This is a genomic window from Pseudomonas sp. R1-15, assembly GCF_051132085.1.
Taxonomy (GTDB): Bacteria; Pseudomonadota; Gammaproteobacteria; order Pseudomonadales; family Pseudomonadaceae; genus Aquipseudomonas.
On record NZ_CP071660.1, the window covers coordinates 5,922,347 to 5,938,409 of the forward strand.

At 61.6% G+C, this 16,063-nt stretch carries 13 protein-coding genes and 1 pseudogene; 12 read left to right on the plus strand and 2 right to left on the minus strand.

What is annotated here, in order from left to right; genetic code table 11:
• Window positions 1-63 precede the first annotated feature (63 nt).
• Complete coding sequence (tagH, locus tag J3P97_RS26880; protein ID WP_434673121.1) at window positions 64-1,506, minus strand: type VI secretion system-associated FHA domain protein TagH; 1,443 nt, start codon at window positions 1,504-1,506, stop codon at window positions 64-66.
• A gap of 404 nt (window positions 1,507-1,910) precedes the next feature.
• On the opposite strand from tagH, the gene tssA reads away from it, so the two are divergent.
• From tssA to J3P97_RS26935, 11 genes are all read left to right on the plus strand, one after another.
• On the plus strand, window positions 1,911-2,936 hold the full coding sequence (tssA, locus tag J3P97_RS26885) for a type VI secretion system protein TssA (protein WP_434627066.1): 1,026 nt from the start codon (window positions 1,911-1,913) through the stop codon (window positions 2,934-2,936).
• Window positions 2,937-3,017: 81 nt separating this feature from the next.
• On the plus strand, window positions 3,018-3,533 hold the full coding sequence (gene tssB / locus J3P97_RS26890; RefSeq protein WP_186633609.1) for a type VI secretion system contractile sheath small subunit: 516 nt from the start codon (window positions 3,018-3,020) through the stop codon (window positions 3,531-3,533).
• A gap of 12 nt (window positions 3,534-3,545) precedes the next feature.
• Window positions 3,546-5,042 carry a type VI secretion system contractile sheath large subunit gene (gene tssC, locus J3P97_RS26895; protein ID WP_305497874.1) on the plus strand — a complete coding sequence of 499 codons (1,497 nt, stop codon included), beginning with the start codon at window positions 3,546-3,548 and terminating at the stop codon, window positions 5,040-5,042.
• 228 nt (window positions 5,043-5,270) lie between these two features.
• Window positions 5,271-5,759: an Hcp family type VI secretion system effector gene (locus J3P97_RS26900; protein WP_186615146.1), complete on the plus strand. Its 489-nt coding sequence runs from the start codon at window positions 5,271-5,273 to the stop codon at window positions 5,757-5,759.
• 81 nt (window positions 5,760-5,840) lie between these two features.
• Window positions 5,841-6,299, plus strand: coding sequence for a T6SS effector amidase Tae4 family protein (locus tag J3P97_RS26905; protein ID WP_434673122.1), 459 nt, complete (start codon window positions 5,841-5,843; stop codon window positions 6,297-6,299).
• Between the two features lie 20 nt (window positions 6,300-6,319).
• A complete protein-coding gene (locus J3P97_RS26910; RefSeq protein WP_434673123.1) occupies window positions 6,320-6,736 on the plus strand; it encodes a hypothetical protein in 417 nt (138 codons plus the stop codon).
• The gene (gene tssE, locus J3P97_RS26915) at window positions 6,730-7,242 is read left to right on the plus strand and encodes a type VI secretion system baseplate subunit TssE (protein ID WP_305497870.1); all 513 of its coding nucleotides are present in this window, start codon (window positions 6,730-6,732) and stop codon (window positions 7,240-7,242) included. Before J3P97_RS26910 ends, tssE begins: the two co-directional genes overlap by 7 nt.
• Window positions 7,239-9,098: a type VI secretion system baseplate subunit TssF gene (gene tssF / locus J3P97_RS26920; protein ID WP_305497869.1), complete on the plus strand. Its 1,860-nt coding sequence runs from the start codon at window positions 7,239-7,241 to the stop codon at window positions 9,096-9,098. Before tssE ends, tssF begins: the two co-directional genes overlap by 4 nt.
• Window positions 9,062-10,114, plus strand: coding sequence for a type VI secretion system baseplate subunit TssG (gene tssG / locus J3P97_RS26925; RefSeq protein WP_434602271.1), 1,053 nt, complete (start codon window positions 9,062-9,064; stop codon window positions 10,112-10,114). The genes tssF and tssG overlap by 37 nt, the downstream gene beginning before the upstream one ends.
• The gene (gene tssH, locus J3P97_RS26930; RefSeq protein ID WP_434673124.1) at window positions 10,107-12,797 is read left to right on the plus strand and encodes a type VI secretion system ATPase TssH; all 2,691 of its coding nucleotides are present in this window, start codon (window positions 10,107-10,109) and stop codon (window positions 12,795-12,797) included. The genes tssG and tssH overlap by 8 nt, the downstream gene beginning before the upstream one ends.
• A 158-nt stretch (window positions 12,798-12,955) precedes the next feature.
• On the plus strand, window positions 12,956-14,896 hold the full coding sequence (locus tag J3P97_RS26935) for a type VI secretion system tip protein VgrG (protein WP_434673125.1): 1,941 nt from the start codon (window positions 12,956-12,958) through the stop codon (window positions 14,894-14,896).
• Between the two features lie 198 nt (window positions 14,897-15,094).
• On the opposite strand, the pseudogene J3P97_RS26940 reads toward J3P97_RS26935, so the two are convergent.
• Window positions 15,095-15,394: pseudogene (locus J3P97_RS26940) on the minus strand (hypothetical protein).
• Between the two features lie 123 nt (window positions 15,395-15,517).
• Here J3P97_RS26940 and J3P97_RS26945 point away from each other — a divergent pair.
• Entirely contained in the window at window positions 15,518-16,012 is a 495-nt protein-coding gene (locus J3P97_RS26945; RefSeq protein ID WP_434673126.1) for a hypothetical protein, read from the plus strand.
• Window positions 16,013-16,063 lie beyond the last annotated feature (51 nt).

Genomic DNA, 16,063 nt, shown 5'->3' on the forward strand with positions numbered 1-16,063 from the left:
GTCCTCAATGACGTTTGAGCTATCCGTTGTGTGCTTGAAAAGTGTTGTCTGGCCCGGTGCCGCTCAACGACGTCGCTGTCGCGTGCTGTGTTCTTCATAGGCGCGGCTGAACTCCCGACCGAACAGGTCCTGGAAGTCTTCCTGGGCCTCCCGGGAAATGTTGCTGTAGAGCTCGGTGAATTGCTGCCAGTACTGGGCCTGGCGCGACCCGCTGAAAATCCCCGACAACCCGCCGGGCTTGCCCATGCGCTCTTCCAGCTGGGCCGGCTCGAAACGCGCCAGCAGATGCTTGATGGCCGCTTCCACACCGGCCATCACCGCCAGCTGATGGGCGCGCAAATCGTCAAAGCTGTCGCGAACCGCCACGTCCGGCGCCATGAAGGCCTGGTTGCCGTGGCGCAACAGCAACAGCAGGGCTTCGTCGACGTTCGGGGCAAATTTGAGCGGGTTGTTTTCCACCGGCTGGATCATTGTCTGCTGGATGCGGAATTCACCCTTGAGGCTGCTGCGGGCGCGCAGCACATCGATCAGGCCCTCGACCATCAATCGATAGCTGCGCCCGATGCTTTCCATCTGCGCCTCAGCCTGGGCTTTGTCCAGGCGCAACTGATCCAGCCCGGCGCCGCGCAGGAACGCTTGCAGCAGGTCAGGGCCAAAGGTGTCGGTTGGGGTAGCCGTCGGCTCGACGCGGCTGACCGGCGCTTCGCGCGGTGGCGCGGGCTCAATCGGCGCAACGACTTGCGGAATCGGCGGCGCGGAAACGGGCTCGATCACCGGCAATGGCGGCACGGAAACCGGCTCCGGCAGCGGCGCGACGGGAATCGGCGCAACCGGCGCAGGCGTGTCGCTGAACAGGTCCCAATCATCCGGGATAACCGGAGCAGGCGTCATCGGCAGCGGTTGGACCACTGGCGGCGGACTCGGGCGCGGAATCGGCGTGGGCGGGCGGAAATCATGTTGCTCGGCCGGAACGTGATCGGGCTGGGTGGCTGGAGGGACGCTGCTCGGAGCAAGGAAGTCGAACAGGTCCGGCAGCGTGTCCATGGACGACACGCCCTGGAAATGCGCAGGCGTGGCCACGGGTATCGGCGCCGGCGTATTCACGGCGGCACCCTGGCGCCCCATCAAGGCTTCGAAGCTGCTCGGCGCTTCGGCGAACGGATTGCTGTCGGTGACCGGCAGGCTGAAATCCACGCGCGCCTGGATCTCGTAATCACCGATGCGAATGACTTCGCCATCCTGCAGCGGCTCGCTGTTGCCTTTGCGCAGGCGAATGCCGGCCTTGATCAACTCCACGCCATTGGTGCTGTTATCGGTCAGATAATAGCGCCCGTCCTTGTACTGGATAACGCAATGTTGCCCAGAAACCAGGCGCTCCGGGTCGGGCAATACCCAGTCATTATCGGAATTACGGCCAATTGCCATCACCCCTTGATTCAGGGTCTTTTCAGAACACTGTCCAGGGGTAATCTTGTGATAACTAGTGATAGTCAAACACAGCGGCATCTTGCCTCCTTGCTGATTACTTCTTTTTGCCGACGGAACAATGGACCTGAGCCCCCGGCTGCGCGCTAAAAACCTTGCAAACAACCCGGAACGGCGTTTTGCCAGCATGATTGCTGATCTTAACCGGCCTGCGTGACAAAAAAACCTGCATCGGTGCCTGCTTCGACCTACCAGTCGCGCGGGTTGTTAAGCACCTCACAACTGTCACATCGGCGAAATAGCTTACCTTGACAAGGGATAAGTACTACACCAAAAATGCACAACTTCTTGAATATACATGATGGCACTTTAAGATCATCTCGCACTTATAGCGCCATTACGGTCAAGGAACATGTGAAGTTTCATCCGAAACTTTCATGTGCACTGCCCGACTTCTTCAGCGGGTGATAGGGAGATCGATCCAAGTGGATGTGCCTTTGCTGCTCGCCGCCGTTTCCGCGAATTCGCCTTGCGGTGAAGACCTGGAATATGACGCGGATTTCTTGCGCCTGGAACGCGATTCCCGAGGCCAGCCCGAGCGCAGCATGGGCGACTCGATCCTGCCTGCAGAACCCCCTGAATGGCGCAGCATCCAGCAGCAAAGCCTGGACCTGCTCGCGCGCAGCAAAGACCTGCGCATCACCCATTTCCTGCTGCAAAGCTCCCTGGCCCTGGAAGGCATTCCCGGCCTGGCCCGTGTATTGACGCTTATCAACGAGCTGCTCAAGCAATACTGGGCCGACCTGCACCCGCGCCTGGATGCCGATGATGACAACGACCCCACCGTGCGCATCAATGCCCTTGCCGGCCTGACGTCGGACGTCACCATCCGCCTGCTGCGCGAGAGCATCCTGGCTCGCTCGCGCACGTTCGGCAACGTCAGCCTGCGCGCCGCCGCCAACGCCAGCGGCTTGCAGAGTTTCCCTGATGAAAGCCTCGGCGCCGAACAACTCGCCGGCGCCCTGCTCGACAGCGATCCCGAGCAGCTGGAAGTCATTCGTGCCGCCCTGCTGGAAGCCCGTAGCGCCGCCGAATCCATCGAACAGCAAGTCAGCGACCAGGTCGGTTCCGCCCAGGGCGTGGACCTCGGCCCGCTGAAACAACCGCTGAAGATGGCCCTGCAGATTCTCGGTCAGTTCGCCCCGCAGAGCGGCGACAGTGCCCTTGCCGATCCCGTCGAAACCGACAACGCCGCGCCGGTTGAATACGCCAGCGCACCCAGCACGCCGCGCAGTACCGTCGCCGGAGAAATCAACAACCGCGACGACGTCCTGCGCAGCCTGGACCGGATCCTGGCGTACTACACCCGTCATGAGCCCTCCAGCCCGCTGCCGGTGCTGTTGAACCGGGCGAAGAATCTGGTGCACGCCGATTTCGCGGCAATCGTACGCAACCTGATTCCCGACGGCATGAGTCAATTTGAAAACCTGCGCGGCCCGGAAAGCGAATAAAAAGCGAGCGGATCACGCAGTCACGTCATAGGTACCCCCGATGACGCCAACACCGTCGCTCAAGCGACCAGGAGCAGCAACGTGGCGAAGCAAAGTTCTCAGAAATTCATCGCGCGCAACCGCGCGCCTCGAGTGCAGATCGAGTACGACGTCGAGCTCTACGGCGCCGAGAAAAAGGTCCAGTTGCCCTTCGTCATGGGGGTAATGGCGGACCTGGCCGGCAAGCCCGCGGAGCCTCTGGCGCCGGTGGCCGATCGCAAGTTCCTCGAGATCGACGTCGACAACTTCGACTCGCGTCTCAAGGCCATGCAGCCTCGCGTGGCGTTCCATGTGCCTAACGAACTGACCGGCGAAGGCAACCTGAGCCTGGACCTGACGTTCGAAAGCATGGACGACTTCAGCCCTGCGGCCGTGGCCCGCAAGATCGATTCGCTGAACAAGCTGCTCGAAGCGCGCACTCAACTGGCCAACCTGCTGACCTACATGGACGGCAAGACCGGTGCCGAGGAAATCATCATGAAGGCGATCAAGGACCCAGCGCTGCTGCAGGCCCTTGCCAGCGCGCCGAAGCCCGCCGATGCAGAGCCCAAGGCTTAAGGACAAACGATCATGAACGATTTGGTACGCGACAATCAGCCCCAGAACCTGGGCGCCACCGAAGAAACCAGCGAGTTCGCCTCGCTGCTGCTGCAAGAGTTCAAGCCCAAGACCGAACGCGCCCGCGAAGCCGTCGAGACCGCCGTGCGTACGCTGGCAGAACAGGCCCTGGCGCAGACCGACCTGGTGTCCAACGACGCCATCAAGTCGATCGAGTCGATCATCGCCGCGATCGACGCCAAGCTCACCGCCCAGGTCAACCAGGTCATCCACCACCCGGACTTCCAGCAACTGGAAAGCGCCTGGCGTGGCCTGCATTACCTGGTCAACAACACCGAGACCGATGAGCAGCTCAAGATCCGCGTGCTCAACATCTCCAAGACCGACCTGCACAAGACCCTGAAGAAATTCAAGGGCACCGCGTGGGACCAGAGCCCGCTCTTCAAGAAGATGTACGAAGAAGAATACGGCCAGTTCGGCGGCGAGCCTTACGGCTGCCTGGTAGGCGACTACTACTTCGACCAGTCGCCACCGGACGTGGAACTGCTGGGCGAGCTGTCGAAAGTCTGCGCCGCCATGCACGCGCCATTCATTGCCGCCGCCTCGCCAACCGTCATGGGCATGGGCTCGTGGCAGGAACTGTCGAACCCGCGCGACCTGACCAAGATCTTCACCACCCCGGAATACGCCGGCTGGCGTTCGCTGCGTGAATCGGAAGACTCGCGCTACATCGGCCTGACCATGCCGCGCTTCTTGGCGCGCCTGCCGTATGGCGCCAAGACCGATCCGGTGGAGGCCTTTGCCTTCGAAGAAAGCACCGACGGCGCCGACAGCTCCAAGTACACCTGGGCCAACGCCGCCTATGCGATGGCCGTGAACATCAACCGCTCGTTCAAACACTTCGGCTGGTGCTCGCGCATCCGCGGCGTGGAATCGGGCGGTGAAGTGGAAAACCTGCCGGCCCACACGTTCCCTACCGATGACGGTGGCGTGGACATGAAGTGCCCGACCGAAATCGCCATTTCGGACCGCCGTGAAGCGGAACTGGCGAAGAACGGTTTCATGCCGCTGCTGCACAAGAAAAACACCGACTTTGCCGCCTTCATTGGCGCCCAGTCGTTGCAGAAACCGGCCGAATACGACGACCCGGACGCCACCGCCAACGCCAACCTGGCCGCGCGCCTGCCGTACCTGTTCGCCACCTGCCGTTTCGCCCATTACCTGAAGTGCATCGTGCGCGACAAGATCGGCTCCTTCAAAGAGAAGGACGAGATGCAGCGCTGGTTGCAGGACTGGATCCTCAACTACGTCGATGGCGATCCGGCGCACTCCACCGAGACCACCAAGGCCCAGCATCCACTGGCTGCCGCCGAAGTGATCGTCGAAGAAGTCGAAGGCAACCCGGGGTACTACAACTCCAAGTTCTACCTGCGCCCGCACTATCAGCTCGAAGGGCTGACCGTGTCGTTGCGCCTGGTATCGAAACTGCCGTCGGCCAAGGGCGCGTAAGGATTTACTGAGCGGTACGCAATGGAAAAATGTGGGAGCGAGCCTGCTCGCGAAAGCGGTGCATCAGTCGCCACTTGTGTTGCCTGAGACATCGCCTTCGCGAGCAGGCTCGCTCCCACAGGGGGTCTTCATTGAGTTGGAGAACACCCTGGTTCCGGTCGGCAATAAAAATTTTCGCAAGGTCAGCGTCAACCAAACAATGTGGTAAAGACCACACAGGGAGAAAACATGGCTGTTGATATTTTCATCAAGATCGGCGACATCAAGGGCGAGTCCATGGACAAGGTCCACAAGGACGAGATCGACGTCCTGAACTGGAGCTGGGGCATGTCCCAGACCGGTAACATGCACGTCGGCAGTGGCGGTGGTGCGGGCAAGGTAAGCATCCAGGACCTGTCGCTGACCAAGTACGTCGACAAGGCTTCGCCGAACCTGATGATGCACTGCGCCAGCGGCAAGCACGTCGACAAGGTCAAGCTGACCGTGCGCAAGGCCGGCGGCGAAAGCCAGGTCGAGTACATGATCATCAACCTGGAAGAAGTGCTGATCACGTCCCTGAGCACCGGCGGCTCGGGCGGCGATGATCGCCTGACCGAAAACGTCACCCTGAACTTCGCCAAGGTGCTGGTGGACTACCAGCCACAGAAAGCCGACGGCACCAAGGAAGGCGGTCCGGTCAAGTTCGGCTGGAACATCCGCCAGAACGTCAAGGTGTAATCGAACACGCCCCCGGCGCCACGCGCCGGGGGTGTTTGGTGCTTGCTCGCAACCCATCCTTTCCCTTCCGGTGTCTGAGTCATGGCCAAGCCTGCGTTTATCAATTTGTGGAAAGCCTATTCCGATTTGCTGGTCACCCATCCCGACGCGAAACCTTGCGACGGCCCTTGGGCAAACCAGTGCGCGATTCGCATGAGCATCACGCTCAATACCGAACTGACCATCAAGGTCAACAAGTCCACCTACACCGAACCCAAATGTGCCCATGGGCATGCGCGTGGGGCCGAGTCATTGGCAAACTGGCTGTGGAGACATCATCTGGGCCGCCCGACGATTCTCGGCGGAGACGCTCAATCGCGTCGCAAGCTGATGGACAAAAGAGGGCTTATTTTCTTCAAAGACTGCTTCCAGCAGTTGGGAGAGTCGGCCGAGGGTCGCACCGGTGACCACATCGATCTTTGGAACCGCGGCTTTACCGCCAGCCGGTATGACGACCCGTCCTATCGGTCCAAGGCAATCTGGTTCTGGGAGCTTCCATGATCAAGGCTCGATGCACCGTATTGATTGGCTGCCTGCTGTCGAGCCTGACGGCTTGCGCCGAGCAGCAAACCCCACCACCCGCTGCGATGGATCAAGTCGCCTCGATGGGCGGACAGCAGTTTACGTTGGTGAATGACCAGCAACGCTGCGCGCTGCGCAAACCAGACCAGACCCTGTTGCCGCTCGATCTGCCGTGGCCCTGCCAGTTCACTGTCGACAGACAAGGCAAATCGCATGTCGAGACCTTCGGCAAGGTGCCGATTGTCATCGTGATTCATCTGTCGACGGCGGCTGAAAATGATCCGGAGTGTCGCTCCGAGTATCGCGCCATACGCCAGATCAAAGGCCAACTCGAACCCTCGATCATCGCTCGCAACGCCAGTTGCATGCGCGGCACAGGTGACCAGAAGAATTACACGGGCCTTTTCACTTGGTAACCGAAATCGCCACCCGCGATCGCCTGCAACCGTCCCTGCTGGACCGGCTGACCGACGACGATCCGAGCAACCCGAAGGAAAGCGCCGACAAGCGCGTGCTGTCCCTTACCCAATTAAAAGCCTCGGTGCTGCGTGACCTGGCGTGGCTGCTCAACACCACGTCGTTGCTCGACGCCGATGCCACGCTGCACACCCCGGCGGGCACCTCGGTGGTGAATTTCGGGCTGCCGGCGCTGGCCGGCAACAGCGCCTCGAACATCGATGTGCCCGCGCTGGAAACCCTGATCCACCAGGCCATCGCCACGTTCGAGCCGCGTATCTTGCGCCACACCCTGCGCGTGCGCGCCCGGGCAACCGCCGAGATGAACCATAACGCCCTGAGCTTCGAGATCGAAGGCGATCTCTGGGCGCAGCCGGTGCCGCTGCGCCTGATGCTGCAAACCGACCTGGATCTGGAGACCGGCCACGTGCGCGTAGTCAACGCCGACCAGCGGAGACGCCCATGAACCCGCGCCTGCTGGAGCTGTACAACCAGGAGCTGCACCACGTGCGCGAAAGCGCGGCGGAGTTCGCCCAGGAATACCCGAAGATTGCTAGCCGGTTGTCGCTGGCCGGCATGGACTGCGCCGACCCGTACGTCGAGCGCCTGCTGGAAGGCTTCGCTTATCTGACCGCAAGGGTGCAGCTCAAGCTCGACGCCGAATACCCGACGTTCACCCACAACCTGTTGGAAATCGCCTATCCGCATTACCTGGCACCGACGCCGTCGATGACCGTGGTGCAGATGCAGGCCGACCCGGACGAAGGTTCACTGAGCAGCGGTTTCCCGCTGCCCCGTGACACCGTCCTGCGTGCTGCCCTGGGTCGCGAATCCCAGACCTGCTGCGAGTACCGTACCGCCCACGCGGTGACGTTGTGGCCGTTGCAGGTCAGCCAGGCCGAGTACTTCGGCAACCCGTCAGCGGTACTCGGGCGCCTGGCCGCCAGCGAACCGAAAGCCAAGGCCGGCCTGCGCCTGACCCTGCGCACCGGCGCCGAACTGCCGTTCAACAGCCTGGCCCTGGACAATCTGCCGCTGTACTTGAGCGGCGCCGACGAACAGCCCTTCCGCCTCTACGAACAACTGCTGGGCAATGCCTGCGCGGTGTTCGCCCGCCAGCCCGGCGGCAACTGGGTCGAACGGTTGCCGCAGGATGCGTTGCGCGCGCAAGGCTTCGATGACGCCGAGGCCGCGCTGCCGGTAGTGTCGCGGGCGTTCCAGGGTTATCGCCTGTTGCAGGAATATTTCGCCCTGCCGCACCGCTTCCTGTTCGTCGATTTCACCCAGCTCGGTCGCGCCGTCAAGCGCTGCGATGGCCAGGAGCTTGAGCTGATCGTGCTGTTCGACCGCCACGATCCGAGCCTGGAAGGCAGCGTCGGCGCTGCGCAGTTCCTGCCGTTCTGCACGCCAGCGATCAATCTGTTTCCCAAGCGCCTGGACCGCATTCACTTGTCGGACCGGGTCAACGAACATCATGTGATTGCCGACCGCACCCGGCCGATGGATTTCGAAGTGCATTCGCTGACCGGGCTGGCCGGCCACGGCACCGGCCCGGAGCAGCCGTTCCTGCCCTTCTACGCCGTGCGCGATCCGTCCCGCTATGGCCGCGACAAGGCCTATTACACGGTGCGCCGCGAACCGCGCGTGCTGTCCAGCGATCAGCGCCGCAACGGCCCGCGCTCGACCTATATCGGCAGCGAGACCTTCGTCAGCCTGGTGGACAGCCAGCAAACGCCTTATCGCCACGACCTGCGTCAATTGGGCGTGACCGCACTGTGCACCAACCGCGACCTGCCGCTGTTCATGAGCGTGGGCAACGGCAAGACCGACTTCACCCTGGCCGACAGTGCGCCGGTTGGCGCGGTGCGCTGCGTCGCCGGGCCGAGTCGCCCGAGGGCCAGCCATGCCCACGACGCCAAGGCCTGGCGGCTGATCAGCCAGCTGTCGCTGAACTACCTGTCCTTGAGCGAACAAGGCCAGGGCGCGGCCGCCCTGCGCGAACTGCTGCGCCTGTATGGCGACAGCAACGATGCGGCGCTGCAATTGCAGATCGAAGGCCTGCGCGAAGTCAGCAGCAAGGCCTGCACCCGGCGCCTGCCGATGCCCGGCCCGATCGTGTTTGGTCGCGGCCTGGAGATCACCCTGGAATTCGATGAAAACGCGTTTCGCGGCACCGGGGTGTTCCTGCTCGGCGCGGTGTTCGAACGCTTCCTGGCACGCTACGTGTCGATCAACAGTTTTACCGAGACGGTGATCCGTACCACCGAACGCGGCGAGATCATGCGATGGAAAGCCAAGCCCGGACGTCGTCCGACCCTGTGAGTACCCTGGAAGCGATGCACCAGGAACCCTGGGAATACGACTTCTTCCAGGCGTTGCGGCGCATCGAGTGCGAATCCCCCGAACTGCCGCGCCTGGGCCATTCCCTGCGCCTGGCCGATGATCCGCTGCGCCTCGGGCAACAGGCCGAGTGCACATTCGCGCCGGCGACCCTGGCCTCGGTGCAACCGGGCGTCGACGGTGCGCCGGCGCGCCTGGAGCAGTTCTTCTTCGGCCTCGGCGGCCCCAACGGCCCAATGCCGTTGCACATCACCGAATACGTGCGCGAACGCCAGCGCAACAATGGCGACAGCACTAGCAAACGCTTTCTCGACGTCTTCCATCATCGCCTGCTCAGCCTGTTCTACCGGGCCTGGGCCGAAGCACGGCCGACGGTCAGCCACGATCGCCCGGACGATGATTACTGGTCGGCGCGCCTGGCGGCACTCAGCGGCCGGGGCATGCCGAGCCTGCTCAACCAGGGGCTGATTCCCGATACGGCGAAGCTGCACTACAGCGGTCACCTGTCGGCGCAAACCCGCTACCCGGACGGTTTGAAAGCGATCCTCAGCGAGTACTTCGGCCTGCCGGTGGAAATCGAAGAATACGTCGGCCAATGGCTGGAGCTGCCGGAGCGCAGCCGCGTTGGTGTCAGCGCCCATCAACTGGGCGTGGACTTCTGCCTGGGCCGCTACGTTTGGGATCGCCAGCACAAATTCCGCATTCGCCTGGGGCCGCTCAAGCTCGTCGACTACATGGGCATGCTGCCCGGCAGCCAACCGTTCAATGAGCTGGTGGCGTGGGTCGCCGAATACCTGGGGCACGAACTGGACTGGGACCTGAACCTGGTCCTGGAGCAGCCCGAAGTGCCCGCACTACAACTCAATGGTCGTTTCCGCCTGGGTTTCAACACCTGGCTGGGACGTCCTGAAAAAGATGCCAACGATCTAATACTGGCCCGGCATTACGCCGAACAGGCCAACACCTCACAGACCTCAAGGAGCCATGAGCATGGGTGAAATCAGTCGCGCCGCGTTGTTCGGCAAACTCAACAGCGTGGCCTACAAAGCCATCGAAGCCGCAACCGTGTTCTGCAAGTTGCGCGGTAACCCTTATGTGGAACTGGCCCACTGGCTTCATCAGTTGCTGCAACTGCAGGACTCGGACCTGCACCGCATCATCCGCCAGTTCAACATCGAGCCGGCACGCCTGGCCCGCGACCTGACCGAGGCGCTGGATCGCCTGCCACGGGGATCGACCTCCATCACCGACCTGTCTTCCCACGTGGAAGAAGCCGTGGAACGCGGCTGGGTCTACGGCAGCCTGATGTTCGGCGAAAGCCAGGTGCGCACCGGTTACCTGGTGCTGGGCATCCTCAAGACGCCGAGCCTGCGTCATGCGCTGCTGGGCCTGTCGTCGGAATTCGACAAGGTCAAGGTCGAAGCCCTGAGCGAACGGTTTGACGAATACGTCGGCGACTCGCCGGAAAACGCCCTGACCGCCAGCGACGGCTTCAACGCCGGCGCCGTACCTGGGGAGGCCAGCGGCGCGATGGCCCCCAGCGCCATGGGCAAGCAGGAAGCGCTCAAGCGCTTCACCGTCGACCTCACTGAACAGGCTCGCAGCGGCAAGCTCGACCCGATCGTCGGCCGAGACGAAGAGATCCGCCAACTGGTGGATATTCTCATGCGCCGTCGGCAGAACAACCCGATCCTCACCGGTGAAGCCGGCGTCGGCAAGACCGCCGTGGTCGAGGGCTTTGCCCTGCGCATCGTCGCCGGTGACGTGCCGCCTTCGCTCAAGGACGTGGAGCTGCGCAGCCTCGACGTTGGCTTGTTGCAGGCCGGCGCGAGCATGAAAGGTGAATTCGAGCAGCGCCTGCGTCAGGTTATCGAAGACGTCCAGGCCTCGCCGAAACCGATCATCCTGTTCATCGACGAAGCGCACACCCTGGTGGGTGCCGGTGGCGCCGCCGGTACCGGCGACGCGGCCAACCTGCTGAAGCCGGCCCTGGCGCGCGGCACCTTGCGCACCGTCGCCGCCACGACCTGGGCCGAATACAAGAAGCACATCGAAAAGGACCCGGCGCTGACCCGGCGTTTCCAGGTGGTGCAAGTCGCCGAGCCGTCGGAAGACAAGGCCCTGCTGATGATGCGCGGCGTGGCCTCGACCATGGAAAAACACCATCAGGTGCAAATCCTCGACGAAGCCCTGGAGGCCTCTGTCAAGCTGTCCCACCGCTACATTCCCGCGCGCCAGTTGCCGGACAAGTCCGTGAGCCTGCTGGACACCGCCTGCGCCCGCGTTGCCATCAGCCTGCACGCCGTGCCGGCCGAAGTGGACGACAGCCGCCGGCGCATCGAAGCGCTGGAAACCGAGCTGCAGATCATCGCCCGTGAACATGCGATCGGTATCGCCATCGGCACCCGCCAGACCCAGACCGAAAGCCTGCTCGCCGCCGAGCGCGAACGCCTGGCCGAGCTGGAAAGCCGTTGGGCCGAAGAGAAAACCCTGGTCGACGAATTGCTGGAAACTCGCGCTACCCTGCGCGAGCGCGTCGGCCTGGTGGACAGCGAGAACGGCAGCGAAGCTTCCGACAACGACAGCCATGCCCTGCGCGAGAAACTGGTGGACCTGCAACAGCGCCTGACCGCCCTGCAAGGCGAGACCCCGCTGATCCTGCCGACCGTGGATTACCAGGCCGTGGCCTCGGTGGTCGCCGACTGGACCGGTATCCCGGTGGGCCGCATGGCCCGCAACGAGCTGGAAACCGTGCTCAACCTCGACCAGCACCTGAAAAAACGCATCATCGGCCAGGACCATGCCCTGCAGATGATCGCCAAGCGCATCCAGACCTCGCGCGCCGGCCTCGACAACCCGAGCAAGCCGATCGGCGTGTTCATGCTCGCCGGCACCTCCGGCGTGGGCAAGACCGAAACCGCCCTGGCCCTGGCCGAAGCCATGTACGGCGGCGAACAGAACGTCATCACCATCAACATGAGCGAGTTCCAGGAAGCCCATACCGTGTCCACCCTCAAGGGTGCGCCACCGGGTTACATCGGGTACGGCGAAGGCGGTGTGCTGACCGAAGCCGTGCGGCGCAAACCGTACAGCGTGGTCCTGTTGGACGAGGTGGAAAAAGCTCACCCGGACGTGCACGAGATTTTCTTCCAGGTGTTCGACAAAGGCGTGATGGAGGACGGCGAAGGCCGGGTGATCGACTTCAAGAACACCTTGATTCTGCTGACCACCAACGCCGGCACCGAGCTGATCGCCCAGGTCTGCAAGGACCCGCAGAACGTGCCCGAGCCGGAAGAAATCGCCAAGGCCCTGCGCCAGCCGCTGCTGGAAATCTTCCCGCCGGCGCTGCTCGGCCGCCTTGTGACGATCCCCTACTATCCGCTCAGCGACGAGATGCTCAAGGCCATCACCCGCCTGCAACTCAACCGCATCAAGAAGCGCGTGGAGAGCACTCACAAAGTGGCCTTCGATTACGACGACGCGGTGATCGACCTGATCGTCTCGCGCTGCACCGAAACCGAAAGCGGCGGGCGCATGATCGACACCATCCTGACCAACAGCCTGCTACCGGACATGAGCCGCGAGTTCCTGACTCGCATGCTCGAAGGCAAGGCCATGGCCGGCGTGCGGATCAGCGCCGTGGATAACGAACTGAAGTACGATTTCAGCGACGCGGCCTGATTTCAGGTAATACCGCACGACCCCTGTGGGAGCGAGCCTGCTCGCGAATGCAACTTGTCAGTGACATCCTTGTTGACTGACACACCGCTTTCGCGAGCAGGCTCGCTCCCACAGTGGGTATTTGGTTCCTTCAGTTACTAACTTGCACGAGACCCCCGATGTTATTCAACCAAGCCTCCCGCCTGGCGAAAATCACCAGCCCCCTCGGGCCCGAGGTGCTGCTGCTCAAGGACATGGGCGGCGGCGAAGAGCTGGGGCGGTTGTTCAACTATGAGTTGCAGCTGCACTCGCTGGACAATGCCATCGACCTCAACCAGGTACTCGGCAAACCCATGTGCGTCAGCCTGCAGTTGGACGGTGGCGACGAGCGCTATTTCCACGGCATCGTCGCGCGCTTCAGCCAGAACATCGACCAGGGCCAGTTCGCCAGTTACCAGGCCACGCTAAGGCCCTGGCTGTGGCTGCTGACGCGCACCTCCGATTGCCGGATTTTCCAGAACCTGACGGTTCCGCAGATCATCAAGCAGGTGTTCCGCGACCTGGGTTTCTCCGACTTCGAAGACGCCCTCAGCCGGCCGTACCGCGAGTGGGAGTACTGCGTCCAGTACCGTGAGACCAGCTTCGATTTCGTCAGCCGGCTGATGGAACAGGAAGGCATCTACTACTTCTTCCGCCATGAACAGGGTCGCCACGTGCTGGTGCTGGCCGACGCCTACGGCGCCCATGCTCAAGCGCCCGGCTACGCCTCGGTGCCGTACTACCCGAAGAACGAGCAGCAGCGCGAACGCGATCATATCCACGATTGGCACCTGGCCCAGGAAGTCCAGCCGGGTTCGCTGGAGCTCAACGACTACGACTTCCAGCGCCCGAGTGCACACATTGACGTGCGCGCAGCCATGCCGCGCCCGCACACCGCTGGCGACTATCCGCTCTATGACTACCCCGGCACCTACGTGCAAAGCGAAGACGGCGAGCACTACGCCCGCACCCGCATCGAAGCCTTGCAGACCCTGCATGAGCAGGTCGAGCTGGCCGGCAATGCCCGAGGCCTGGGCTCGGGGCACCTGTTCAGCCTGACCGGCTTCAGCCGCCAGGACCAGAACCGCGAATACCTGATCGTCGGCGCGCGTTATTACGTTTCCCAGGAAAGCGGCGAGAGCGGCGTCGGCGCGCCTTCGGCACAGTTCGAAAGCAGCCTGACCTGCATCGACGCCCAGCAAAGCTTCCGTCCGATGGCGATCACCCACCGCCCCATCGTCAAGGGACCGCAGACAGCTTTGGTGGTCGGGCCCAAGGGCGAGGAAATCTGGACCGACCAGTTCGGCCGGGTGAAGGTGCATTTCTATTGGGACCGCCACGACCAGTCCAACGAAAACAGCTCGTGCTGGATTCGTGTGTCGCAGGCTTGGGCCGGCAAAAATTGGGGATCGGTGCAGATCCCGCGTATCGGTCAGGAAGTGATCGTCAGCTTTCTTGAAGGGGATCCTGACAGGCCCATCGTCACCGGTCGTGTGTATAACGCCGAACAGACCGTCCCCTATGCGTTGCCCGCCAATGCCACCCAGAGCGGTACCAAGAGTCGTTCGAGCAAGGGCGGCACGCCGGCGAATTTCAACGAAATCCGCATGGAGGATAAAAAGGGCGCCGAGCAACTTTACATCCACGCCGAGCGCAACCAGGACATCGCCGTGGAAGTGGATGAAAGCCACTGGGTGGGTCGCGATCGTCGCAAGAATATCGACCGCAACGAAACCGTACGCATTGGCGAAGACCGGCTGCGGGCCGTGCAGCGCAACGACACGTTGCTCGTCGGCGGGGCCAAGAGCGACAGCATCGCGACCCAATACCTCATCGAGGCGGGTTCGCAGATTCGGCTGGTGTGTGGCAAAAGCGTGCTGGAGTTCAACGCCAGTGGCGAGATCAATATCTCCGGCACCGCGTTCAACCTCTACGCCAGTGGCAATGGCAACATCGACACCGGCGGCCGCCTTGACCTCAACTCCGGTGGCGCCAGCGCCGTGGACCCCAAGGGCAAAGGCATCAAGGGCGTGATCGAGGCGGCGGTGAAAGCTTTGTTTCCGGCGAAGGCCAAGCAGTGAGGTTCACCGCAGAACAACCCCAGCCTGACTCACTCAAGAAAAACGCTGATCCCGTGGCGAGGGAGCTTGCTCCCGCTTGAGTGCGAAGCGCTCACAAAAGGGGCTGCTACGCAGCCCAGCGGGAGCAAGCTCCCTCGCCACGGGGTCTGTCTACGGCCATGGTGAAAAGCACTGCGGCCTAACCGGCCCTTTCGGCGATCAGATGGCCGTGCCGCGGTTCGTTCCCGGTTGAATAATCAAGAGCTCGTCCAATTCACGTCTCCTACAACGCGACACGAAAGGAAGCGCGGCTTGCGGGTCACGCTTGGACAGCTCAAAGGTCGCCTGGTTAATTTCGTAGTATTCCTCGTAGTCAGCCATGCCGTTGCTGACTGGTATGGAGACATAGAACCGACCCGAGTACTGTTACGTCCCCACGCAAAACCTATGTTCACGGTGAACCAAGGCATCTTGAAAATCGCGCGGCTCTTCTAGATCTAAAAAGCATAAACCGCCCATAAACCATGAAAAGTAGATATGTAAAACTGTAATAGTTGACAGTTAAAAAGTAGTGCTCACCACGTCAATGTCTGCAAACGCAGATAACTGCGGCGAGTTAATCAACTACTGACAGGTGAGACGATGAAAACCAAGGTATATGCGAACCTAGAATGGCAACACATCGGAACAGTAAAAGAAGCAGGAAATTTATATGCAGATGGGGAGTGGTGCTTTAATACTAAGGATCGTGCTGCTCGGACCTGCAACTCAATTGGGCGAGGTAGGAGCGGAAATTACTACATTATAAAGATAAATAAAGACGACAACCGTTATCCTTACACTGGTGATAACGCTGTAGTTGGTCAGCTTCTGGTTCGCGTAGGTGAACAAGGCATGCCAGTGCCATTGGATGAGGTAGGGCGTTTGCACGTGGAAGCCGGATGGGATTTATGGCTACGCATTAACGATGATTTTGGACTTTCCGATAACGACGGTGAATTAAGCCTTCGGATTGTTACACCCAAAATGGCTGCATATGATCCTGCCCGGACAAATGCTACCAATTCATATGGCGATCCTATTGGCACTCAATATACAAGGGACGCTGCCGGCAATTATGTAAAAATAAAACCTTGAATAAATGGCCCCTGCCTTTTCTTGGAGGGGCCATTCAGAACCCGGATTTAA

Bases quoted from the DNA above. Each gene is read 5' to 3' on its own strand.
- tagH (WP_434673121.1), bottom strand. From the start codon at position 1,506: ATGCCGCTGTGTTTGACTATCACTAGTTATCACAAGATTACCCCTGGA.
- tssC (WP_305497874.1), top strand. From the start codon at position 3,546: ATGAACGATTTGGTACGCGACAATCAGCCCCAGAACCTGGGCGCCACC.
- J3P97_RS26900 (WP_186615146.1), top strand. From the start codon at position 5,271: ATGGCTGTTGATATTTTCATCAAGATCGGCGACATCAAGGGCGAGTCC.
- J3P97_RS26905 (WP_434673122.1), top strand. From the start codon at position 5,841: ATGGCCAAGCCTGCGTTTATCAATTTGTGGAAAGCCTATTCCGATTTG.
- tssF (WP_305497869.1), top strand. From the start codon at position 7,239: ATGAACCCGCGCCTGCTGGAGCTGTACAACCAGGAGCTGCACCACGTG.
- tssG (WP_434602271.1), top strand. From the start codon at position 9,062: ATGGAAAGCCAAGCCCGGACGTCGTCCGACCCTGTGAGTACCCTGGAA.
- tssH (WP_434673124.1), top strand. From the start codon at position 10,107: ATGGGTGAAATCAGTCGCGCCGCGTTGTTCGGCAAACTCAACAGCGTG.
- J3P97_RS26935 (WP_434673125.1), top strand. From the start codon at position 12,956: ATGTTATTCAACCAAGCCTCCCGCCTGGCGAAAATCACCAGCCCCCTC.
- J3P97_RS26945 (WP_434673126.1), top strand. From the start codon at position 15,518: ATGAAAACCAAGGTATATGCGAACCTAGAATGGCAACACATCGGAACA.